At 53.8% G+C, this 17644-nt stretch carries 9 protein-coding genes and 1 tRNA gene; 2 read left to right on the top strand and 8 right to left on the bottom strand.

Annotated features, from left to right (window positions below; genetic code table 11):
* Positions 1 to 28: 28 nt before the first annotated feature.
* The 8 genes from AC2FHX_RS03430 to AC2FHX_RS03395 form a co-directional block, all read right to left on the bottom strand.
* On the bottom strand, positions 29 to 1915 hold the full coding sequence (locus AC2FHX_RS03430; protein ID WP_496700274.1) for an AMP-dependent synthetase/ligase: 1887 nt from the start codon (positions 1913 to 1915) through the stop codon (positions 29 to 31).
* A gap of 4 nt (positions 1916 to 1919) precedes the next feature.
* Positions 1920 to 2693, bottom strand: coding sequence for an ABC transporter ATP-binding protein (locus AC2FHX_RS03425; protein ID WP_496700275.1), 774 nt, complete (start codon positions 2691 to 2693; stop codon positions 1920 to 1922).
* Positions 2690 to 3454 (bottom strand): ABC transporter ATP-binding protein, encoded by a 765-nt coding sequence (locus tag AC2FHX_RS03420; RefSeq protein WP_496691247.1) that lies wholly within the window; start codon positions 3452 to 3454, stop codon positions 2690 to 2692. The genes AC2FHX_RS03425 and AC2FHX_RS03420 overlap by 4 nt, the downstream gene beginning before the upstream one ends.
* The gene (locus AC2FHX_RS03415; RefSeq protein ID WP_142633851.1) at positions 3451 to 4548 is read right to left on the bottom strand and encodes a branched-chain amino acid ABC transporter permease; all 1098 of its coding nucleotides are present in this window, start codon (positions 4546 to 4548) and stop codon (positions 3451 to 3453) included. The genes AC2FHX_RS03420 and AC2FHX_RS03415 overlap by 4 nt, the downstream gene beginning before the upstream one ends.
* A 3-nt stretch (positions 4549 to 4551) precedes the next feature.
* Positions 4552 to 5427, bottom strand: a complete 876-nt coding sequence (locus AC2FHX_RS03410) for a branched-chain amino acid ABC transporter permease (protein WP_282027411.1) — start codon at positions 5425 to 5427, stop codon at positions 4552 to 4554.
* A gap of 74 nt (positions 5428 to 5501) precedes the next feature.
* Positions 5502 to 6530 (bottom strand): zinc-binding dehydrogenase, encoded by a 1029-nt coding sequence (locus AC2FHX_RS03405; protein ID WP_142633846.1) that lies wholly within the window; start codon positions 6528 to 6530, stop codon positions 5502 to 5504.
* A 200-nt stretch (positions 6531 to 6730) separates the two neighbouring features.
* Positions 6731 to 7252 carry a hypothetical protein gene (locus AC2FHX_RS03400; RefSeq protein ID WP_142633844.1) on the bottom strand — a complete coding sequence of 174 codons (522 nt, stop codon included), beginning with the start codon at positions 7250 to 7252 and terminating at the stop codon, positions 6731 to 6733.
* A 344-nt stretch (positions 7253 to 7596) separates the two neighbouring features.
* Positions 7597 to 7689 (bottom strand) — tRNA-OTHER (locus tag AC2FHX_RS03395).
* A gap of 515 nt (positions 7690 to 8204) precedes the next feature.
* On the opposite strand from AC2FHX_RS03395, the gene AC2FHX_RS03390 reads away from it, so the two are divergent.
* Both AC2FHX_RS03390 and AC2FHX_RS03385 read left to right on the top strand, forming a co-directional pair.
* The gene (locus AC2FHX_RS03390; protein ID WP_496700276.1) at positions 8205 to 11477 is read left to right on the top strand and encodes an STY4851/ECs_5259 family protein; all 3273 of its coding nucleotides are present in this window, start codon (positions 8205 to 8207) and stop codon (positions 11475 to 11477) included.
* A 21-nt stretch (positions 11478 to 11498) separates the two neighbouring features.
* The gene (locus AC2FHX_RS03385; RefSeq protein ID WP_496700277.1) at positions 11499 to 17546 is read left to right on the top strand and encodes a DEAD/DEAH box helicase; all 6048 of its coding nucleotides are present in this window, start codon (positions 11499 to 11501) and stop codon (positions 17544 to 17546) included.
* The last annotated feature ends 98 nt before the right edge of the window (positions 17547 to 17644 follow it).

The raw sequence follows: 17644 nt of genomic DNA, 5'->3' as shown, positions 1-17644 counted from the left end.
ATAATCCTCCCTTTGGATAACGTTTTGTCTAATTGTACATGTCTTCAATAAGATGTTCGTGTTTCTTTTCCACAAAGCTGCGCTTGAGCTTCATTGTGGCCGTCAGTTCGTCATCATCTGCCGTCAGCAGAACATCTATCAGGCGGAAATCCTTGATCTGCTCAACCCGTGCGAAATCCTTGTTTGCGGCCCCCACTTCGTCTTTGATCTGGTCCCGAACCTCGGCGGAGGCACAAAGAGAGGCGAAATTCGAGAAGGGGACCTTTCGATCCTGCGCAAATTTCTCCACGTTTTCCTGATCTATCATGATTAGTGCAGTCAGGAACTTGCGCTTATCGCCAATTACAACTGCGTCCGAGATAAAGGGGCTGAACTTGAGACGGCTTTCAATCTCGGCCGGGGCGATATTTTTGCCGCCCGCCGTGATTATAAGATCTTTGAGGCGACCCGTAATGGTCACGAAACCGTCTTGGTCGATCTGGCCCATATCACCAGTACGCAACCAACCATCGGCAGTGAAAGTCTCGGCTGTTTTGGCGTTGTTTCGCCAGTAACCCTGAAAGATGTTCAACCCTTTAAGCTGAATCTCTCCACCTTCGGAAATACGGACGTCATTAACGGGCACAGCCTTTCCAATGGTTCCGATCCTGTTGTTTCCAAGTGTATTCAATGTCGCCAGGCCCGATGTTTCGGTCATACCAAAACCTTCGACCAGAGGTACACCAATGGCCCAGTACCATTTCAGCAAGTCCGCCGAAATCGGGGCGGCGCCGCTTCCACCGCGCCGCATATTGTCCAACCCCAGCATCCGGCGCAGGTTACGCAGAACCAAACGGTCCCAAAGCCAGTACTGCGCGGCAACACTGGCCGGGACCGGCTTGCCCGCCAGGATATATTCGGCACGTGCCAGACCCGCCTTTACCGCCATTTCAAAGGACGCGCGCCCGGTCGAGGTTGCATCCTGGGCCATGATCTGAACCTGAGAATAGATCTTTTCCCAGACACGCGGGACCGCCGTAAACGTCGAAGGAGAAACCTCTTGCAGATTTGCGAAAACAGTCTCGGGGCTTTCGGCAAAGTTGACGACAGATTTCGTTGCAAGCGGGAAATATATGGAAACATCACGCTCGAGGATGTGGCAGAGCGGCAAAAAGCACAGCTGTTCATCTGTTTCCAATGCGGGCAAGGAATGAGCGCCGGCTTCGATTGCGGCAAGGATGTTCTCGTGGCTCAGCATTGCGCCTTTTGGCATGCCGGTCGTGCCCGATGTATAAACCAGAAGAGCGGTATCCTGCGGGGATGCCAGCGCGATTTCCGCTTCAAAGCGGTCGGGCTCTTCCATCTCGACATGCTGGCCCAGCTCATAAAGATCGCTGATCATCATGCAGCGGTCGTGGTCCAGATCATGCAGGCCTTCATCCTCGAGGATGATGACCTTCAAAAGGGTCGGCAGATCCCCTTCGACCTCGAGGAACTTGTCCAACTGCTCTTCGTTTTCGACCACCAGGAAACGGCTGTCACTGTCATTGATCAGGTATTTCACCTGGGCGGCCGCATCCGTCGTGTAGATGCCCGAGGCAATCCCACCGACGCCCTGAATGCCCATATCGAACCAGGCCCATTCTTTTCGGTCTTCGGAAAGGATCGAAACGACCTCACCGCGTTTCAATCCCAGCTTTTGCAGGGCGAGGCCGATCCATTTCGCGTGCTGCCAGTAATCCGTCCATGAATAGGATTTCCAGATACCTAAATCTTTCTCGCGATGCGCGGTACGCGCGCCCAAATTGGCACAACGCTTTTGAAAAAGTTGCCCGATGGTTGTGCATTCATCTACATAGACCGGTCGCTGACCGGGATTTGCGTTGTACTGAACACCGTTGATCATGATCTGAGAGGGCAAGGTGCTTATGTTCATGCGCTCACCTCCATGTCTTCTTGCGTTTCCAGCGGCGGTTTTCACGCGCACCTTCTTCCTGCACACCCAGATAGAAGTTCTGGATGTCTTCTGACTGCATCACCTCATCCGCGGGGCCATCCATGACGATGCGCCCGACCTCCATGACATAGCCGTGATGCGCCAGTTCCAGCGCAGCATTGGCGTTCTGTTCAACCAGCATCATCGTCATGTTCTGCTCGTCGTTCAGGCGTTTCAGGATGCCGAAAATCTCTTGCACAAGCAAAGGAGACAGGCCCAGCGAGGGCTCGTCCAGTAACATGATCCTTGGATTTGCCATCAACCCCCTCCCGATTGCCAACATCTGTTGTTGGCCTCCGGATAAGGTCCCCGCCTCTTGATTGCGGCGTTCTTTCAGGATCGGGAAGTATGAAAAAACCAGATCGCGATCATGATCAATTTGCCCCCGGTCCGACGAGGTATAGGCCCCGAGACTCAGGTTCTCATCCACGGTCAAAAGGGGGAATACTTCGCGCCCTTCGGGTACGTGGACGACGCCTTTCTGCACAACTTTATGTGGCTCGGCCCCTTGAATTTCGACCCCGTCAAAGCTGATCTTGCCCTTTTCCGGGTCCATTACGCCGGACACGGTTTTCATCAATGTTGTCTTGCCGGCCCCATTGGCCCCAAGGATCGACACGATTTTACCCGGATGCACATCCAGCGACACGCCCCGGATTGCCATGATTGGCCCGTAAAAACTTTCGACATTGCGAATGGTCAGGATCGGATCGCTCATGACACTTTCCCTAGATAGGCCTCAACCACTGCCGGGTGTGACTGTACCTGCGCAGGGGTTCCCAGTGCGAGCATTGCCCCATCCGCCATTGCAAGGACCCGATCCGAGACGCCCGAGACCAAAGCCATGTCATGTTCGACCATCAGCACCGTAATCCCCATCTGCCGCCGGATATCATCTATCCACCAGCGCATATCGGTCGTTTCCTCGACCGACAGCCCCGAGGCCGGTTCATCCAGCAGCAACAACTTGGGATCGGTGGCCAGGGCGCGGGCAACTTCAACCACTTTGCGCACACCGTAGGGCAGGCCTGATATCATCTTGTCGCGATAGGCCTGCAAATCAAGAAAATCTATGATCTCTTCTACCTTTTCACGGTTTTCGATCTCTTGCCGCCGGGCCGACGGCAGGAACAGCACCTCGGACAAAAGTTTTGTCTTGCGGTGCCGATGACGCCCGACCAGCAGGTTCTGCAGAACAGTGGCGTGTTCGAACAGTTCGATATTCTGAAACGTCCGCGCAACACCAAATGCTGCAACGCCGGACGGTTTCACCTGCAGCAAGTCATGCCCGTCATACCGGATTGAACCCTCTATTGGTTCATAAAAGCGCGAGATCAGATTGAAAACGGTCGATTTACCCGCGCCATTGGGGCCGACTATGGCAAAAACCTCGCCGTCTTCGACTGAAAAGGACAGGTCGTTTACAGCCGTGACGCCACCAAATTTCAAGGTGACATTCTTAAATTCAAGCAGGCTCATCTCAGACGCTCCGTCTTGAGATAGGATTTCTGACGTTTGAACATGTCCTTGCGATAGAAGGGAAACAGTTCGAACCATGTCCGGATCTTCAGCCAACGTCCATACATCCCCATGGGCTCAAACAGGATAAAGGCGATCAGGATCATGCCGAAGATTCCAAATTCCAATCCCGGAATTGCGACGGTGCTGCCCCCGAAAACTGCGCCGACATACTCTTTTGCGATCGACAAAAATTGCGGCAGAAACCCTATGACGACAGCGCCCAGGAATGCCCCGTGGATTGAGCCCAGACCACCGATCACGATCATCATCAGCAACTGAATTGAGATTAGGACGCTGAATGTCTCGTTATTGAACGCGCCCGAGAACATCCCCATCAGAGCACCCGCCCAGCCGGTCACAGCGCAGGACAGGGCAAATGAGATCATCTTGGTCTGCGCAATATCAACACCCATCGCCTGGGCTGAGACCTCAGAATCTCGCACGGCGATGAAACTGCGCCCAAGCGGTGCGCGCAGCAGGTTGATATAGCCCAGAGTGACCAGAACCGCGACTGCAAGCACCAGCCAAAAGAATTGGACCGGCGTAGCCCAGCGATCGACCATGAATCCAAATATCTCGACCCCGCCGATATATTTACCGGCGACCCCGCCGGTGATCGGCTCGGCCAGGACAATCACGTCATCCATCAGGATCGATAGGGCCATGGTAAAGATTGCCAGGTAGATACCGTGCAGGCGCAGGGCGGGGATAGCAACGGTCACCCCTGCTATCCCGGTCAGGATACCGGCGATCGGGAAGGCCAGCAGGAATGGCAAGCCTGCCTCAATCAAGATGATATTCGCATAGCACCCAAAAGCCAGAAAAGCCGCATGCCCAAGGCTGACCTGTCCGGTATGGCCGGTCAGTATCATCAACCCAAGACCTGCAATCGCCCAGATCAAAACATTTGTCAGCTCACCCAGATAGAATGCGTCCAACCACCATGGAGCGGCGATCACGACGCCTAGAAGGATCAGGTATAGGCTCAGTTGATACCGGTCTTTCCAAGGCCGGATATCTTGCATGTAACTGGTCTTGAAAATGATCCGCATGGCTTAAACCTTTTTGACCCTAACTTGGCTGAACAGCCCATTGGGGCGAAAGATTAGGACAGCCAACAACAGCGCATAAGGTGCAATCTGACTGTACCCAGCAGCGATATAGCGACTGGCAAACGGTTCGATTACGCCAACGATCAAACCTCCAGCCAATGCTCCAGGTAAACTTCCGAATCCGCCAATGACCGCAGCGGCGAAGGCCTTAATGCCCAGAAGTCCGGTTGCCGGGTCCACGGATCCTTTGGCGGCAAACAAAATGCCTGCGATACCCGCAACCATGCCGGCCAACGCCCAGATGAAACCCTGCACTCGTTTTACCGGGATTCCCATATAATAGGCCGCCAGCTGATTTTGTGAGGCACCCTGCATTGCAAGCCCAAGCTTGGTGCGACTGAAGAACTGGTACAGCCCCCAGGTCAGCAGAACGGTCACGACGATAACCGCCACGTCCTCCATCCCCAGTACAAGGCCGCCGAAATGCACTTCTTTTCCGGCCAGTGGATTCTGTAGCGTCTGCGGTTCGTGCCCCCAGATCAGACCGGCCACAAAGCGGATTACAAAGCCCAGGGCGATGGTCAGAATGACCACGGCCGTCTGGCTTTCCCCGAAAAGTCGCCGAATGATCAACCGGTCCAGCAAGTACCCCAGCGCGCCCATGATCCCCAACGAGATCGGCAAGGCCAGCCAAAAAGGCAGCCCCATATATTCGGCATTTGTAAGCCCGATGGTAACAAAGGCGCCCAGCATCATGAGGTCACCCTGTGCGAAGTTCACTGCCTCGGTCGCCTTGTAAATCAGAACAAATCCGAGCGCGATCAGCCCATAGACACAGCCATTCGCCAGCCCGCTAATCAGCAGCTGCGCATTATCCAAACTCACCTCCCTATACCGGTTGCTCCGGGTTCATTTAGATCCCGGGCCTCCTCCTTAGCCCGGGGTTTGTACTACTATGGCGTGATAATTACCTTTCCGTCACTCTTTTGCAGTGCATCGACCAGCCCGGACATAACATTTTTTAATGTGAGCTTTTCTGAAACATCTGTTTTCCAACGCCCGTCCGCAAAGCGGGCCTGAACCTCGGCAACGACACGTACCACATCTTCGCGAGGCGTCGCTGTCATCCATTGTGTCAGCCAAAACCCTTCGATTTTCTTACCCATAAAGATGAGCTGTCCCGTCTGCGTTAGTTTGGGCAGTTCAGGGCTGAGCTTGCCATAACACACCCAGCGCGCACCATTCGGCATCGCACAGAAAATCTGTTCGGAAATCTGGTCGGCGACGGCATCCAGAAAGACCCGAGGTTTAAGCTCTTTGCTAAGCGCTGAAAATTTCTGCAGCATGTCGGGGTCTGATGTCACCAGCACCTCATGCGCGCCCAGCTCTTTCAATGCAGCAACGGTCTCAGCGCGTCTCACGATCGCAATCGGCTTAAGCCCAAGATCGCGACCGAGGCTGCACATAAGCTTGCCCAACTGACTGGTTGCGGCAGATACGATAAAAGCATCTCCGGCCTGACGCGCCAGATCGACCATCGCCATGGCCGTCATCGGGTTCACAATCTGTGCTGACCCATCGTCATCCGAGATATCCGGGCGCAGTGGAATACACATTTGTGCATCGGTCAGAGCGTACTCGGCCCAGGCACCGGAATGAGTGGCCATGAATGCCACGCGCTGTCCCTGCAAACCCTCGGCACCGGCACCGGTGGCGACGACGTCTCCACATCCCTCAAACCCGGCCGGAGACCCCTTTACCCTAGGCTGCCCGTATTCACCCTTGATAAAATGCAGGTCGGACGGATTAACCGATGATGCCCTCAGGCGGATCAGAACCTGTCCTGCGCCCGGCTCGGGCACAGGCATTTCCGTTTCGGCCAGCCAATCAGACGCATTTTGGATGCTGGGACCAGTGGCTTTGCCCGAATACCCATGATGAGTTTGAACGATCGCAAACATGGAAGTGGGAAGGGGGGTCATGAGCGTACCTTTTCTGAACGATAGGAAACTGTCGGGTCCTGCTTGACTGCATCGAACCAACAATTTCGAAAATAATGGCCATGATCGACATCAACCGTGGCATATGTGTTCAGATCAGCCAAGCAAATGGCCAAAGGCGCGTCAATCGAACTATTCTTTGACGTAGGGAAAGACCGCCTTTTCGGCGGTCTTTCTAATTCTTACTGACCAGTCAACAGGGCCTGAAGTTCCTGAATTTTCAGCGCGATTGTTGCAGGTGAGGCTTTGATATCATCGAGAATACCAACCGCTTTTACCTTCAGTTCTTCTGCCAGTGTGCTTTCCTGAACTGAGGCCACCATCGCGTCATAGTCAAAGTTATCAACACTCATAGCGCCGCTCTCAACCCAGGAATTCAGCAGCTCTTGCCCCTGGTTGGTGAGGGCAGCGACCTCTTCTCCAGCCTGATCGGCCAGCTCAGTCGCTGTTTCACCAGCCTGAGTGGCTAAGTCAGACGCGGCTTCACTGGACTGTTCGACGATTTCAGCCGCCTGTTCCGTAACGGAAGACGCAGCTTCGCTAGCCTGTTCAGTAACCGATTCTACGGCTTCGGACACAGCGTTTCCGGTTTCTTCAGCGGCGGCTTGCGGCTGTTCGACCGGAGCGGCAGGTTGATTCAGATAGTAATAGATTGCGGCGCCAACGCCGGCGACGACGACCCCTAGCAAGATTATACGCGACATGGGATTCTCCTTTGAAATATGTGTCGCCGAGATGGGGGGAAACTAGCGGACTGGAAAGGGGAATTCGTGGAACATCCTCTCAGAACAAGGGATTGAGCCAGTGTACGCCGATCTGGGCCGATCCCATGGCAATAACACGCCAACGTTGAACAACCAGTGGCCGAGATGCCATTCTTGTCAACTAACCCACAGGGTCGCACAAATGCCTGTTCGACAGGAAAGCACAGAGGCTAAGAATTCTCGTAGGAAGGCGCGCAAAGCGAATAAGGCGACAAAGGCCTGCATTTCAGGTGCTTGAGCTAAATTCCGGAAAGCTGGTTGCCAATCATGCGCTGAATGGCTGATGGCGGAGAGACAGGGATTCGAACCCTGGGTGGGCTTGCACCCACAACGGTTTTCGAGACCGTTTTTGCCAGATTGTCAGTGAGTTTGACTCCAGTAAAACAAGGGGCAGGGCGGTTCTGTCAAAAGCAAAATCGGTATGGTCCGCGGCATAGGTTGGCATAGAAAAACAGCATAGTTCTGCAACCTTTCAATGGTGGTGGGATTTCACGTTTCTCGGAATACCAAAAGTCTACTGTTTTAGACCGGAGTGTCTGGACAATCAGGTCGAGCAGGAGCTGGATCCAAAAGTCTGCCGCCCCTTCACTTCTGGCGATGCCAAGGGCTTGAACGCGGTCCTCTCAGAGGAGGGGAAGATGCGCAACCGAAGCCGACCAGGTGGCCGTTCGCTTCCCTGAGGGGTCGGTTTACATGGAGTTGTGTCTCACGTCATAAAATATGTATCTTTGCCCCCAGATTTTTCTTCTTGGCATTTGACAATTTCCTCGCGCAAGCGCTGAAAAAACAAGGGTTTTTCTAATTGAAAACGCTCTCTGAACGTGTATTCCTTTGTGGTAAAGACTATTTTGGGATGATATGCTTTGTCCCTTATTAAGGTATAAATCTCACAATGAATTTTGGTATTTCCGCGCTTGCAGACATTGAAATTGACGGTTGCCCACTGCATCGATACCGGATTTCAGAAGCACTGTTTGACCGGCTTCATCTTTCCTTGATGCGAGATTTGAGGGGCAGGCACTACAGAAGTGCAGCTCCTTCATTTGTTCTCTGGGCGTCGGAACAATACAGGCGCGAGTTCGAGGGCGGCGCGTTTTCCTGGCATTTCCTGACCGATGCCCTGTGCGTCTCGATCGATCAGTCTGAACTCCGGGGAATGACTGAGGTCGGCCTCCGGCATTTTCGCCGTCCACCTCCCTTCAAGACCGGCGGTGGTATCCAATACCTGAGGGCGCTGGCTGCCGAGGGAGGAATCCCTATTCATCTGCTCTCTCAGAAAGGTGGGTATCGCCAGGCACTTCTTGGGTTGGTTTCAGATTTGGACCGCTTTGGAGCGGGATGTCCTCACGAGGAGGCAAAGGCGTTCGCTTCGCGTCGCACTTTGAAGCTGCCCTTGGGGTATCGCACCGAAGAATTTCTGGATCTTTTCGTTGAGTTTGCACGAGAAATCTCAGGGCTGCGTCAGCAGGCGCCCGATGGTCTCGATACGAATGGAATTGAGAATTGGCTGGACAACACGCGCCCTGGCTGGCGTAACGACCTCGTTCTGAGGCTGGACGAAACCGCGGCCAGGAGCCTGCTTTCGCAAGCTCTGGCGCAAAGCATTTCGATCGGTAGGGTCAATGCACCCATTCTTCGGCAGCTCAAGAAGGGGAGCCAAGGTGGCTGGGTTGGTCATGTTTCTATCGCTGACAGTTCGAGCCTGCCACTTAACCTGCTGCAGCTTGAAACGTCCAACCAGACAAGGTTTCGCGTTTCTGGTATGGGAAAGCTGGCAGAGGTCTGCCCAGATCTGATGTTGTCGGTTGAGTCAGATGCTGATCGTCGACAGTGGTCCTGCAAGCGGATCAGCGGTCGTCGAAGCGCTGAGTTTTCCTACCCATTGGATACACCGCTCGAGTTCGTAGCCATGGCTGACGGGAAGTTTCTCAATCAGGTCGAATTGCCGGGTGGCGCGGCGATACAAACGCATCAGATGCCGAGTCTTTGGCTGATGGCCGAAAGCGGTGAGGATGGTATACCCATCAGGTTGGAGCATGCAGGTAATGCGAACCTCAAATCACTGGATGACCACATTTGGGTTCATGTTCCCGATGGCTTCCCGCTGAACCATGGAGAAGGCATTGAAGCCGTGGAGGAAGACAGGGCTCTTGAGGGCACGCTCTGGCGGGTTTCAGGCAAAGGTCGTATTTCCAGTCGAGACTGGAATGCTGCGATAGAGACAAAGGCGGACAACACCGATCGCGATGAGTTGGTTGCCTATGGTCCTTTGAGCACCATGATACGTGACAATAGTGGTCTTCCTGTTTATCGCGGGATGCCAAATCTTTTGTTCCGAAAGGCAGGCCTTTCGTTCCACGCTCCGAGTCCAAGATCCGTCAGATACCGGCCTCGAGGAACGCACGTCTGGCTAAGACGTGTTCCGACGCAGCCGTTCTTGGGAACTCTTGATGTGGCTGTTGAAGAAGATGGGGGAATAGGTGCGCGTGTCACAGCCAGGATCGTGCCGGAGCTTGGTAGAGTGTCTGTTGGGCGTGACAACACAATTTCTTTTTTTGAGTTTCCGGCAGGCTGGCTTCTGAGGGTCGAAGAGGGTGATCCGGTGTGCATCCGCGATATTGGCGAAACCAAAATCACCCTTTCAGATGGGGCATGGCAAAAGGAAAGACTTAGGCTTGTTTTGTCTTCACCTGATCGGCGCGAAACACTCGAGTGGTGGTTGGTGTTGCCGCGAGCGCGCTCGGACTTTTCTAATCTCGATGGCGATATTCTGAATCAGAACGAATCCATAACCATCGAGACTTTGCGAAAGTGGAAGTTTGTTGCGAGCGGAAATGGGCGATCATCGCTTGGAATGAACTTTCTTGGCCGCAGCACCTCCGGTTTAGGCGCAAGGATTGCTTTCGATGTCCCGGCAACGACACCGTTATCCGGGTTCCGCAATACCGTTGAAAGTTTTCTCTCTCTTGGGTCACCAGATTCAGAATTGCGACTTCGAGCCTTGTGTGGCGTGGAGCAGTCTCCAAGACTGGTTGTTCGAAGATACTTGCAGGAAACAGCTCTGGAAAAAGATCGGCTTTTCGTCAGGCACGACGGATCTCTCGAGGAGATTGAGGGAGACCTTGTGATTTCGGCCATTGATTTGGATGCGCCGAAAAGACAGAAGGCGCTGACTGCATCAGAAAACTCGAACCTGTCTTCCAGATTGGGTCCCGGGCGGTGGTTCCTCATTCCTAAAATTGGCAATGTGCCCCTGCGCCCACCGCCGCCGCTCTCGAGTCCTACAGATGGTGCCGAAATCGAAACCATCGGGCCGCTTGCGTCTCCTGAAATGATTTCCGCTTCAGGACGTCGTAGGCGGGAAGATCGAATTGGTGCCTTTTCAGCCCTGCTTGTGAAACCTGCTGAGGCGGATCTTCAGGTTCTGGAGATTACCATCGATTGGCTACTGAGCCAGGGAATCAGTCCGGCGGTGCTTGATACGATTCATGCGTTGAATTCTCAGCCTCAATCGGCGGTCTTGCTTCTACTTCGATGTGCATCTGACAGCCTATTCGATCGTCTGTCGCTTGAAGTTCATGGTTCTCCGAGATGGGATTTCATATCCCCAGCAGATTGGGGAGTTGCATTCGTTGCTCATATTGCCAGTGTTTCTGAACAGCTTGCCGCCATCCCTGCTTTGGCGGAAGGCGCGGACTTTCAGGCGCGAGAAACTCTGGCAATGCGACTAAAAGAGATCCTGCGACTGCGACCTGATTTGGCCGGACATGTTGCGCTGGGCCTGCTGGGAGGCGGACTGTGCGGCTTTGGAGAAATCGTTGATTGGCTTGGTAGCTTGCCGGCGAGTTTCGGAAACCCGGAAAAGGCGTTGAATGATTTAGCCACGGAAATCGTCCGGCGTCACGGAACATACGGAATGACTTTGCCTGATTTGTTGGTTCGGTCGTCTCCTCAGCGTTTTTCCGGCTTTGATGAGGACTTGCGAGGGTTGATCGAGGCGCCTCTATTTGTTGCGGAGATTGCGTTCGGACAAAGACCCCCTCCAACACTTCGTCAGAGGGTTCAATTGCTACAAGCGCGCTACTTGGACAGTGGCATCTACGAACAAGCCCTGCCGGCCGCCATGGCATGGAAAATGATGCAAGGCGCGAAGATTGATGCCTGAAAAGACTACGGAAATAGTGGAATGACTAAAGTTTCTACATCTGGATTTGCTGAATCTCTGGCCCTCGTCTCTGAGCGAGCAGCATCTGCTGTGATTTCGCAAGGCCGTTTGCGGTCATCTTCGGCGAGGAAGGCCTTGTCCCGAAGACTGTCTGTTGAACCCGGGGTGGGTGAATCATTTATCGCCGACCCTGTTTTCGAGGCCGCACGCGTCTGGCGCAGATCCAAAAATACGCTTGATGATCTGGCCGGGGGCTTTCTTGAGGAGGAACTGGTTAGCGCCCTTGATGAGGCTCCGACCAAAGGATGGCCGCGGCGCCCCAGTCAGACTTCACAGCATGTTGCACCCTATCATCATCAGGTTCTGGCTTGGCAGGCTGCTCGAGAGGGAAAGAGCTACATGGTGACCAGCGGCACAGGATCCGGGAAGACTGAGTGCTTCATGGTACCCATGCTCAATGACCTCCTGAAACAATCTGGGGGTCGCAAGGCCAATGGAATCCAGGCCATCGTGCTTTATCCGCTGAATGCTCTGATCGAGAGCCAGAAGGAACGACTTGGGGAATGGATGGCGCCTTTTTCAGGGCGGCTGAGTTACGCGCTCTACAATCGGCATATGAAGCAGGAACTACCGCGTCATCAATGGCCGGGTGGCGCGCAGGTCCCTGATCGTAAGCGTCTGAGAGAAGATCCAGCTTCGGTTCTCGTAACAAACACGACCATGTTGGAATACCTTCTTATGCGGGCGCAGGATCAACCGATTCTTGAAAAGTCTCAGGGCACGCTCAAGTGGATCGTTTTGGACGAGGCGCATAGCTATGTGGGAGCACAAGCCGCAGAAATGGCCTTGCTTTTGCGACGAGTTCGTCAGGCCTTCGGTGTGAAACCTGAGGATGTCCGCATCGCGGCAACCTCTGCAACGATCGGTGAGGGTGAAGATACTCGCGAGACTCTCAGGAAATTTGTTGCCGACCTTGGCGGTATTTCCTGTGATCAAGTTGAAATCATTGAAGGCGAGGAGGAACAGCCCGTTCTTCCACCTGCAGCTTCGGAGACTGTGCTCGATCTTGAGGACATTCCTGAAAAAAAGGATCAACTGTGGTACAAACTTGCAGTGCTGCCTCAAGTTCAATCGGCGCGACAGAGGATGCGAGAAGGTGGATTGACGCTTTCCGAAGCGGCAAGAATTTTTGGTTTGGATTCCACGAGCTCGGAAGATCGCAAACGAACGACGAGGCTTCTTGAGGCGGCCGCACAGGCAGTTGACCCTGACAGCGGACTCCAGCTTGCACCCTGGAGGTTACACGTCTTTCACAGAGCTCAACCCGGTTATTGGGCGTGCATCGATGATAAATGCACGCATCAGGATCCGGAATTGTCAGCCGAGGGATCAGATTGGCCGTTCGGCCAGATTTGGACTGAGGAAAGGGAAACTTGTGATTGCGGTGCGCCTGTTTTCGAGGTGGCGGGATGCGGTGAGTGTGGGACGCCGTGGTTGAAAGCCAGTCGCTTTTTTCAAGGCCCTCACGAGTATCTGCGTCAGGCGCAGCGAACCGACGACGAGGATGAATATGTTCTCGAAGTAGAACCGGATGACACCGATGAGAGCGCTGTGAGCACTCCCTCGGATGAAGTGTTGATTGGCCCTGCGGATGGAGGAATGTTCCTTCGATTTGATCGTGCAGAAATTCTGTCCAGTGTTACGGATGGTCAGAAATGCGCGCCAATTCAGCTGATTGAGGCCATCAAGGATCGCAACTGCTGTGATCGAGCCCATATTGCCAACATGGTTCCACAACGTTTCGGCGCACCATTCCTTATGGGTAATGCAATGCCTGCGCTTCTTCAGTCCTTGCCAATCAACAAAGAAGCGCCTGATGGACCGAGTGGCGGGCGCAGACTGCTATCCTTCACCGATAGCCGTCAAGGCACGGCGCGGTTTTCCGCGAAACTTCAGCAGGACGCCGAACGCTCCTTGACGCGTGCGGCCATCTATCATGCGGTCCAGGCGGCAGGTGGAGGAGACCCTGAAGCCGCAGAAAGCCTTCGTAAGCAAGTTCAGGCTTTGGAAACTGTGGTAGAGACCACGCCAAACCTCAAACCAACTTTGGACAAGCTTCGTTCCGACCTGTCGGCAGCTGAGTCCGGAGTTGGTCGAGTTTCATGGAGCGATATGAAATCGCTGCTCGCCAAAAACTTCGAGCTGTCAAAATTCGCAGGCGAGGTGTGGCGGGGCCGACCGAGAGGAGGGGACGAGCTGGCTGACGATCCTGTTCTCTTGGCAGAGCTTTTCCTGTTGCGGGAACTCTTTCGCAGACCCCGAATGCAGAATAATGCTGAGACACTGGGTCTCGCTCGCCTGGTGTTTTCTGGTTTGGACGAGCTGGCCGGTCTGCAGGTCCCAGCTCCTTTGAAAGAAGCAGGCCATGATGCACAGGCCTGGAGTGACCTCATGCACGCAGGGTTGGACATTGTGTTTCGTGCCAATCTTGCCATCGATTTGCCCACGGATCCCGTGGACATGCGCCACTGGATAACGCCTAAGAGTGCGCTTTCGGTTGTCTTGGAGGCGAACACCCCTCCAGACCATGTCGGCGAAAGAAAGAAAATTTCCCGCTTCCCGACAGCGAAATCGACGAGCAATCTTGTGCGCCTCATTTATCGGCTGATTGGCGGCTCGCCGGAGACTGAAATCGACCAAGAACGTTGTCAAACGGTTCTGAGTGCAATCTGGGCCAACCTGGAGCGATCAAGGACCATCAAGCGCAGCGAACCGTATGCATGGCGTTTGGATATTTCCAAGGCCGAAATAGTTGGGATGGAGAGAGCTTTTCGATGCCCTGTCACCCAGAGGATTTTGCCATTTGCTCCCGCTGGAATTTCGATGAATGCGATCGAAACCGAGCAAAGAGTCGACACCATTGATATGCCTTCGCTTCCAAAGGCATTTCCAACAGGGCCAAGTCGAGAAGATCGAAATCTCATCAGGGAATGGCTGAAGAGCGACGGAACTGTCAAAGCCCTAAGAGAAAGTGGTCTATGGACCGATTTGCACGACCGCGTTGCAGAATTCAGTCCCTTCCTTCGATCGCAGGAACATTCAGCGCAGATCGACCGGGGAAGTCTGCAGCGCTATGAAGAAAGCTTCAAGGCCGGGCAAATCAATATCCTGAACTGCTCGACAACCATGGAAATGGGCGTCGACATCCCAGACGTCGGAATGGTGGTAAATACAAACGTTCCGCCCGCGCCAGCGAATTACCGTCAACGGGTAGGCCGTGCAGGGCGCCGCGGTGAACCCTGGGCAATGGCATTTACTTTCTGTAAGGAATTGCCTCTTGATAGGATGATCTTCCGCAATCCGCCAAGTTTGCTACAAGCGGAAGTTCAAGCCCCTCAAGTGCAGATGGACAGCGGAACACTTGTTCAAAGGCACGTCAATGCCTTGCTTCTTGGCATTTATTTGCGCGAGCAAGGGGGGGTAAATGTTAAAACATCCATCGGATCCTTTTTTGGGGCGACAGATGATCCCACTGCTCCCTGGTTGTCCGGAAATCCTGCCGAAGGATTTCTCCTCGCTCTGCAGGGAGAATGGGTCGAGCAGGAGGCTGTCGCGGAAGCATTGGAAGTCTTGGTCATGGGAACGGCGTTGCAGGATGCATTCGGGTTGACGACACGAACGCTTCGAGCATTCGAAAGAATGCAAAGGCTCTGGCGTCAGGAATACGAACAGATTCTGACTGCGCAAACCGCCTATCCTGATGCAGACGCGGCCCATCATTTCTACAGAAATCGTGCGAGAAGAATGCGCGAAGATTTCATGATGACGGAGCTGGCTCGCAGAGGTTTTACGCCAGCGTATGGCTTTCCTGTCGATGTGGTGACCTTCGATCATGTTGGTGCACGCAAAGGTGAAGAAGGTCCTTCCCGACCTATGGATATTGCCATCCGAGATTATTCGCCTGGGGCCGAAGTTGTCATAGACGGTTTGGTTCATCGAAGCGATGGCATCCGCCCAAGCTGGGGCAATCGAAACGATCCAAGTGCGATCGAGGACCTTCGCACACTTTGGACATGTCGTGCCTGTAACGCGTTCGGCACATCGAGGATCACGCCTGAGGAATGCCCTTCCTGTGGTGAAATCATTTCGTCTGGCGAGCTTCTTCGCCCAGCGGGATTTCTCGGCACAAAGCAACCGCATAGCGCCTATGAAAAGCTCGATTATGTTCCCCCTGACGCTCCGAGAGTTTCAGCGGACAATGATCCTTGGGTATCTCTCCCAAACCCGGCGATCGGCCGACATAGAACAAGCCGGCAAGGGCGATTGCTTACAACAGCGTCAGGAAGCAACGGGTTTGGGTATGCTATCTGTATTGCCTGCGGAAGAGCGGAAGCAGAAGTGACAGGGGAAGACAATGCCCCACTTCTTCCAGGGTTAAAACACCATTTTCCTCTACAGAAACTTAGGGAAAATCCAAGGCATGATGGTCGTTGCCCTGGAAATGATGAAGGTGCCAGGAAAATCCGGCGCCATGTCAAACTGGGAACCGAGAGCGAAACAGACGTATATGAACTTCAACTCGATTGTCTCTTAGCGACGGAGAACGGGCGATCTCACGCGTTGGCAATAGCAGCTGCATTGCGAGAAGCCGTTGCTACCCGTCTTGGTGTCGATGCGGAAAACATGGGTTTCGCTGTTGCTCCGAGCCAACGCAGCGACGGGTCACGGCGACACTCGCTCTTTCTTTTCGACAAGACGTCAGGTGGGTCGGGCTTTTCCGTTGCTGCCGCCCAGGACTTACCAGGACTGATCGAGCGCGCTGCAAAGATTCTCGAATGCCCGGCAAGCTGTGCACACGGATGCCCTGAGTGCATTTTGCGCCGGGACACTCAGTTTGACCGAGAAAAGCTGGATCGACCCGGTGGCTACTCAATCCTGAAAGAGCATGTCCTGGCTCATTTGGCTCTGCCTGATGATCTCAAGATTTTCGGTGATGAAACTCACGCAATCACAGAACCCGTAGAAGATTACGTGAACCGCATGATCCTTGCAGATGATTTGAAAGAAATGACCTTGTTTCTTGGCGAACCTGTGGGTGAATGGGATCTGAGCGAGTGGGCAGGTAGCCGACTTCTGGCTAATGCGGCGCGCTCCGGCGTTTCCACAAAACTTGCTATTCCAAAGTCAGCCATATTGGAAATGGAGTTGTCACAAAAACTGGATCTCCTTCGGGTCCTGTCTCGTGGCGATTCCGGCCTGCATTTCCATGAAGACCTACCTGATCTGGGCTCAAGCTTGTTGTTGGCTCAACTACAGCTATCCGATCGTCATGTCGGCGTCGCCACATCCACGCCCAGGGCCGCCAGAATAGGACCGGAGTGGGGTTCAGTGAGAGAAAGCCCAGCACTTTGTGGTGAGATCTCCGCCGTCCGCATTTCGCCACGCCTTTCTGCCGAAAAAGTCGCAATTCATGGAGAAGGAAACTCAATCCAAGAAAACATCATCCACCAATTTGACGGTCCTATTGGCCAATTTGGGACGGCGTTCTGGAGGGAGATCAAACGCCTTCGGCCACAGGCAATTCCTCCGGGAAGCAAGATTCTTAGCTTGGCCTATGAAGATCGGTATTTGAAGAACCCACTGACCCTCCGGTTGCTGTGGGAGGTCGTGCGAAAGGCGCCCGGTATGGATGCAAGCAGTGAAATTCAGATCATATCTGAGGTCAGCGATCCGTCATCATACTCGTACATGGCATTCCACAACAACTGGCCGGACCCGAGGATTCGCGCCGAAGTCATGAGAGAGTTGTTTCCTGGCGCCAAGATCGACCTCCGCCAGAGACACATGTGTCCTCATGCAAGATCGCTTCGTCTGGAATTCGAAGGCGGGAAGAAGCTGAAAGTTACTTTAGATCAGGGGTTTGGTGCATGGCGTGCAACTGGGCGGCGCAACGATTTCGATGGAGATAAATCGGCTATACGCCAGGCCGCAGAGATTCAGAAAGTAGCGACGCAGATAGAAATCCAGGAGAAAGGAAAGTTTCCTTCCCCTTTGATCCTGAGTTGGTAGGACAGGCGGACGCGATCTGAAAGAGATTTAGCCATAAGTGATGGTTTGCCAAGCTATGGCTGTATGAGGTGCGATGAAAATCCACCTTCAAAAGAGGG

This window comes from Ruegeria sp. CDSC042, from assembly GCF_059610745.1.
Note: the sequence above shows the minus strand (reverse complement) of the source record. Positions and strands in the feature narration are given on the sequence as shown.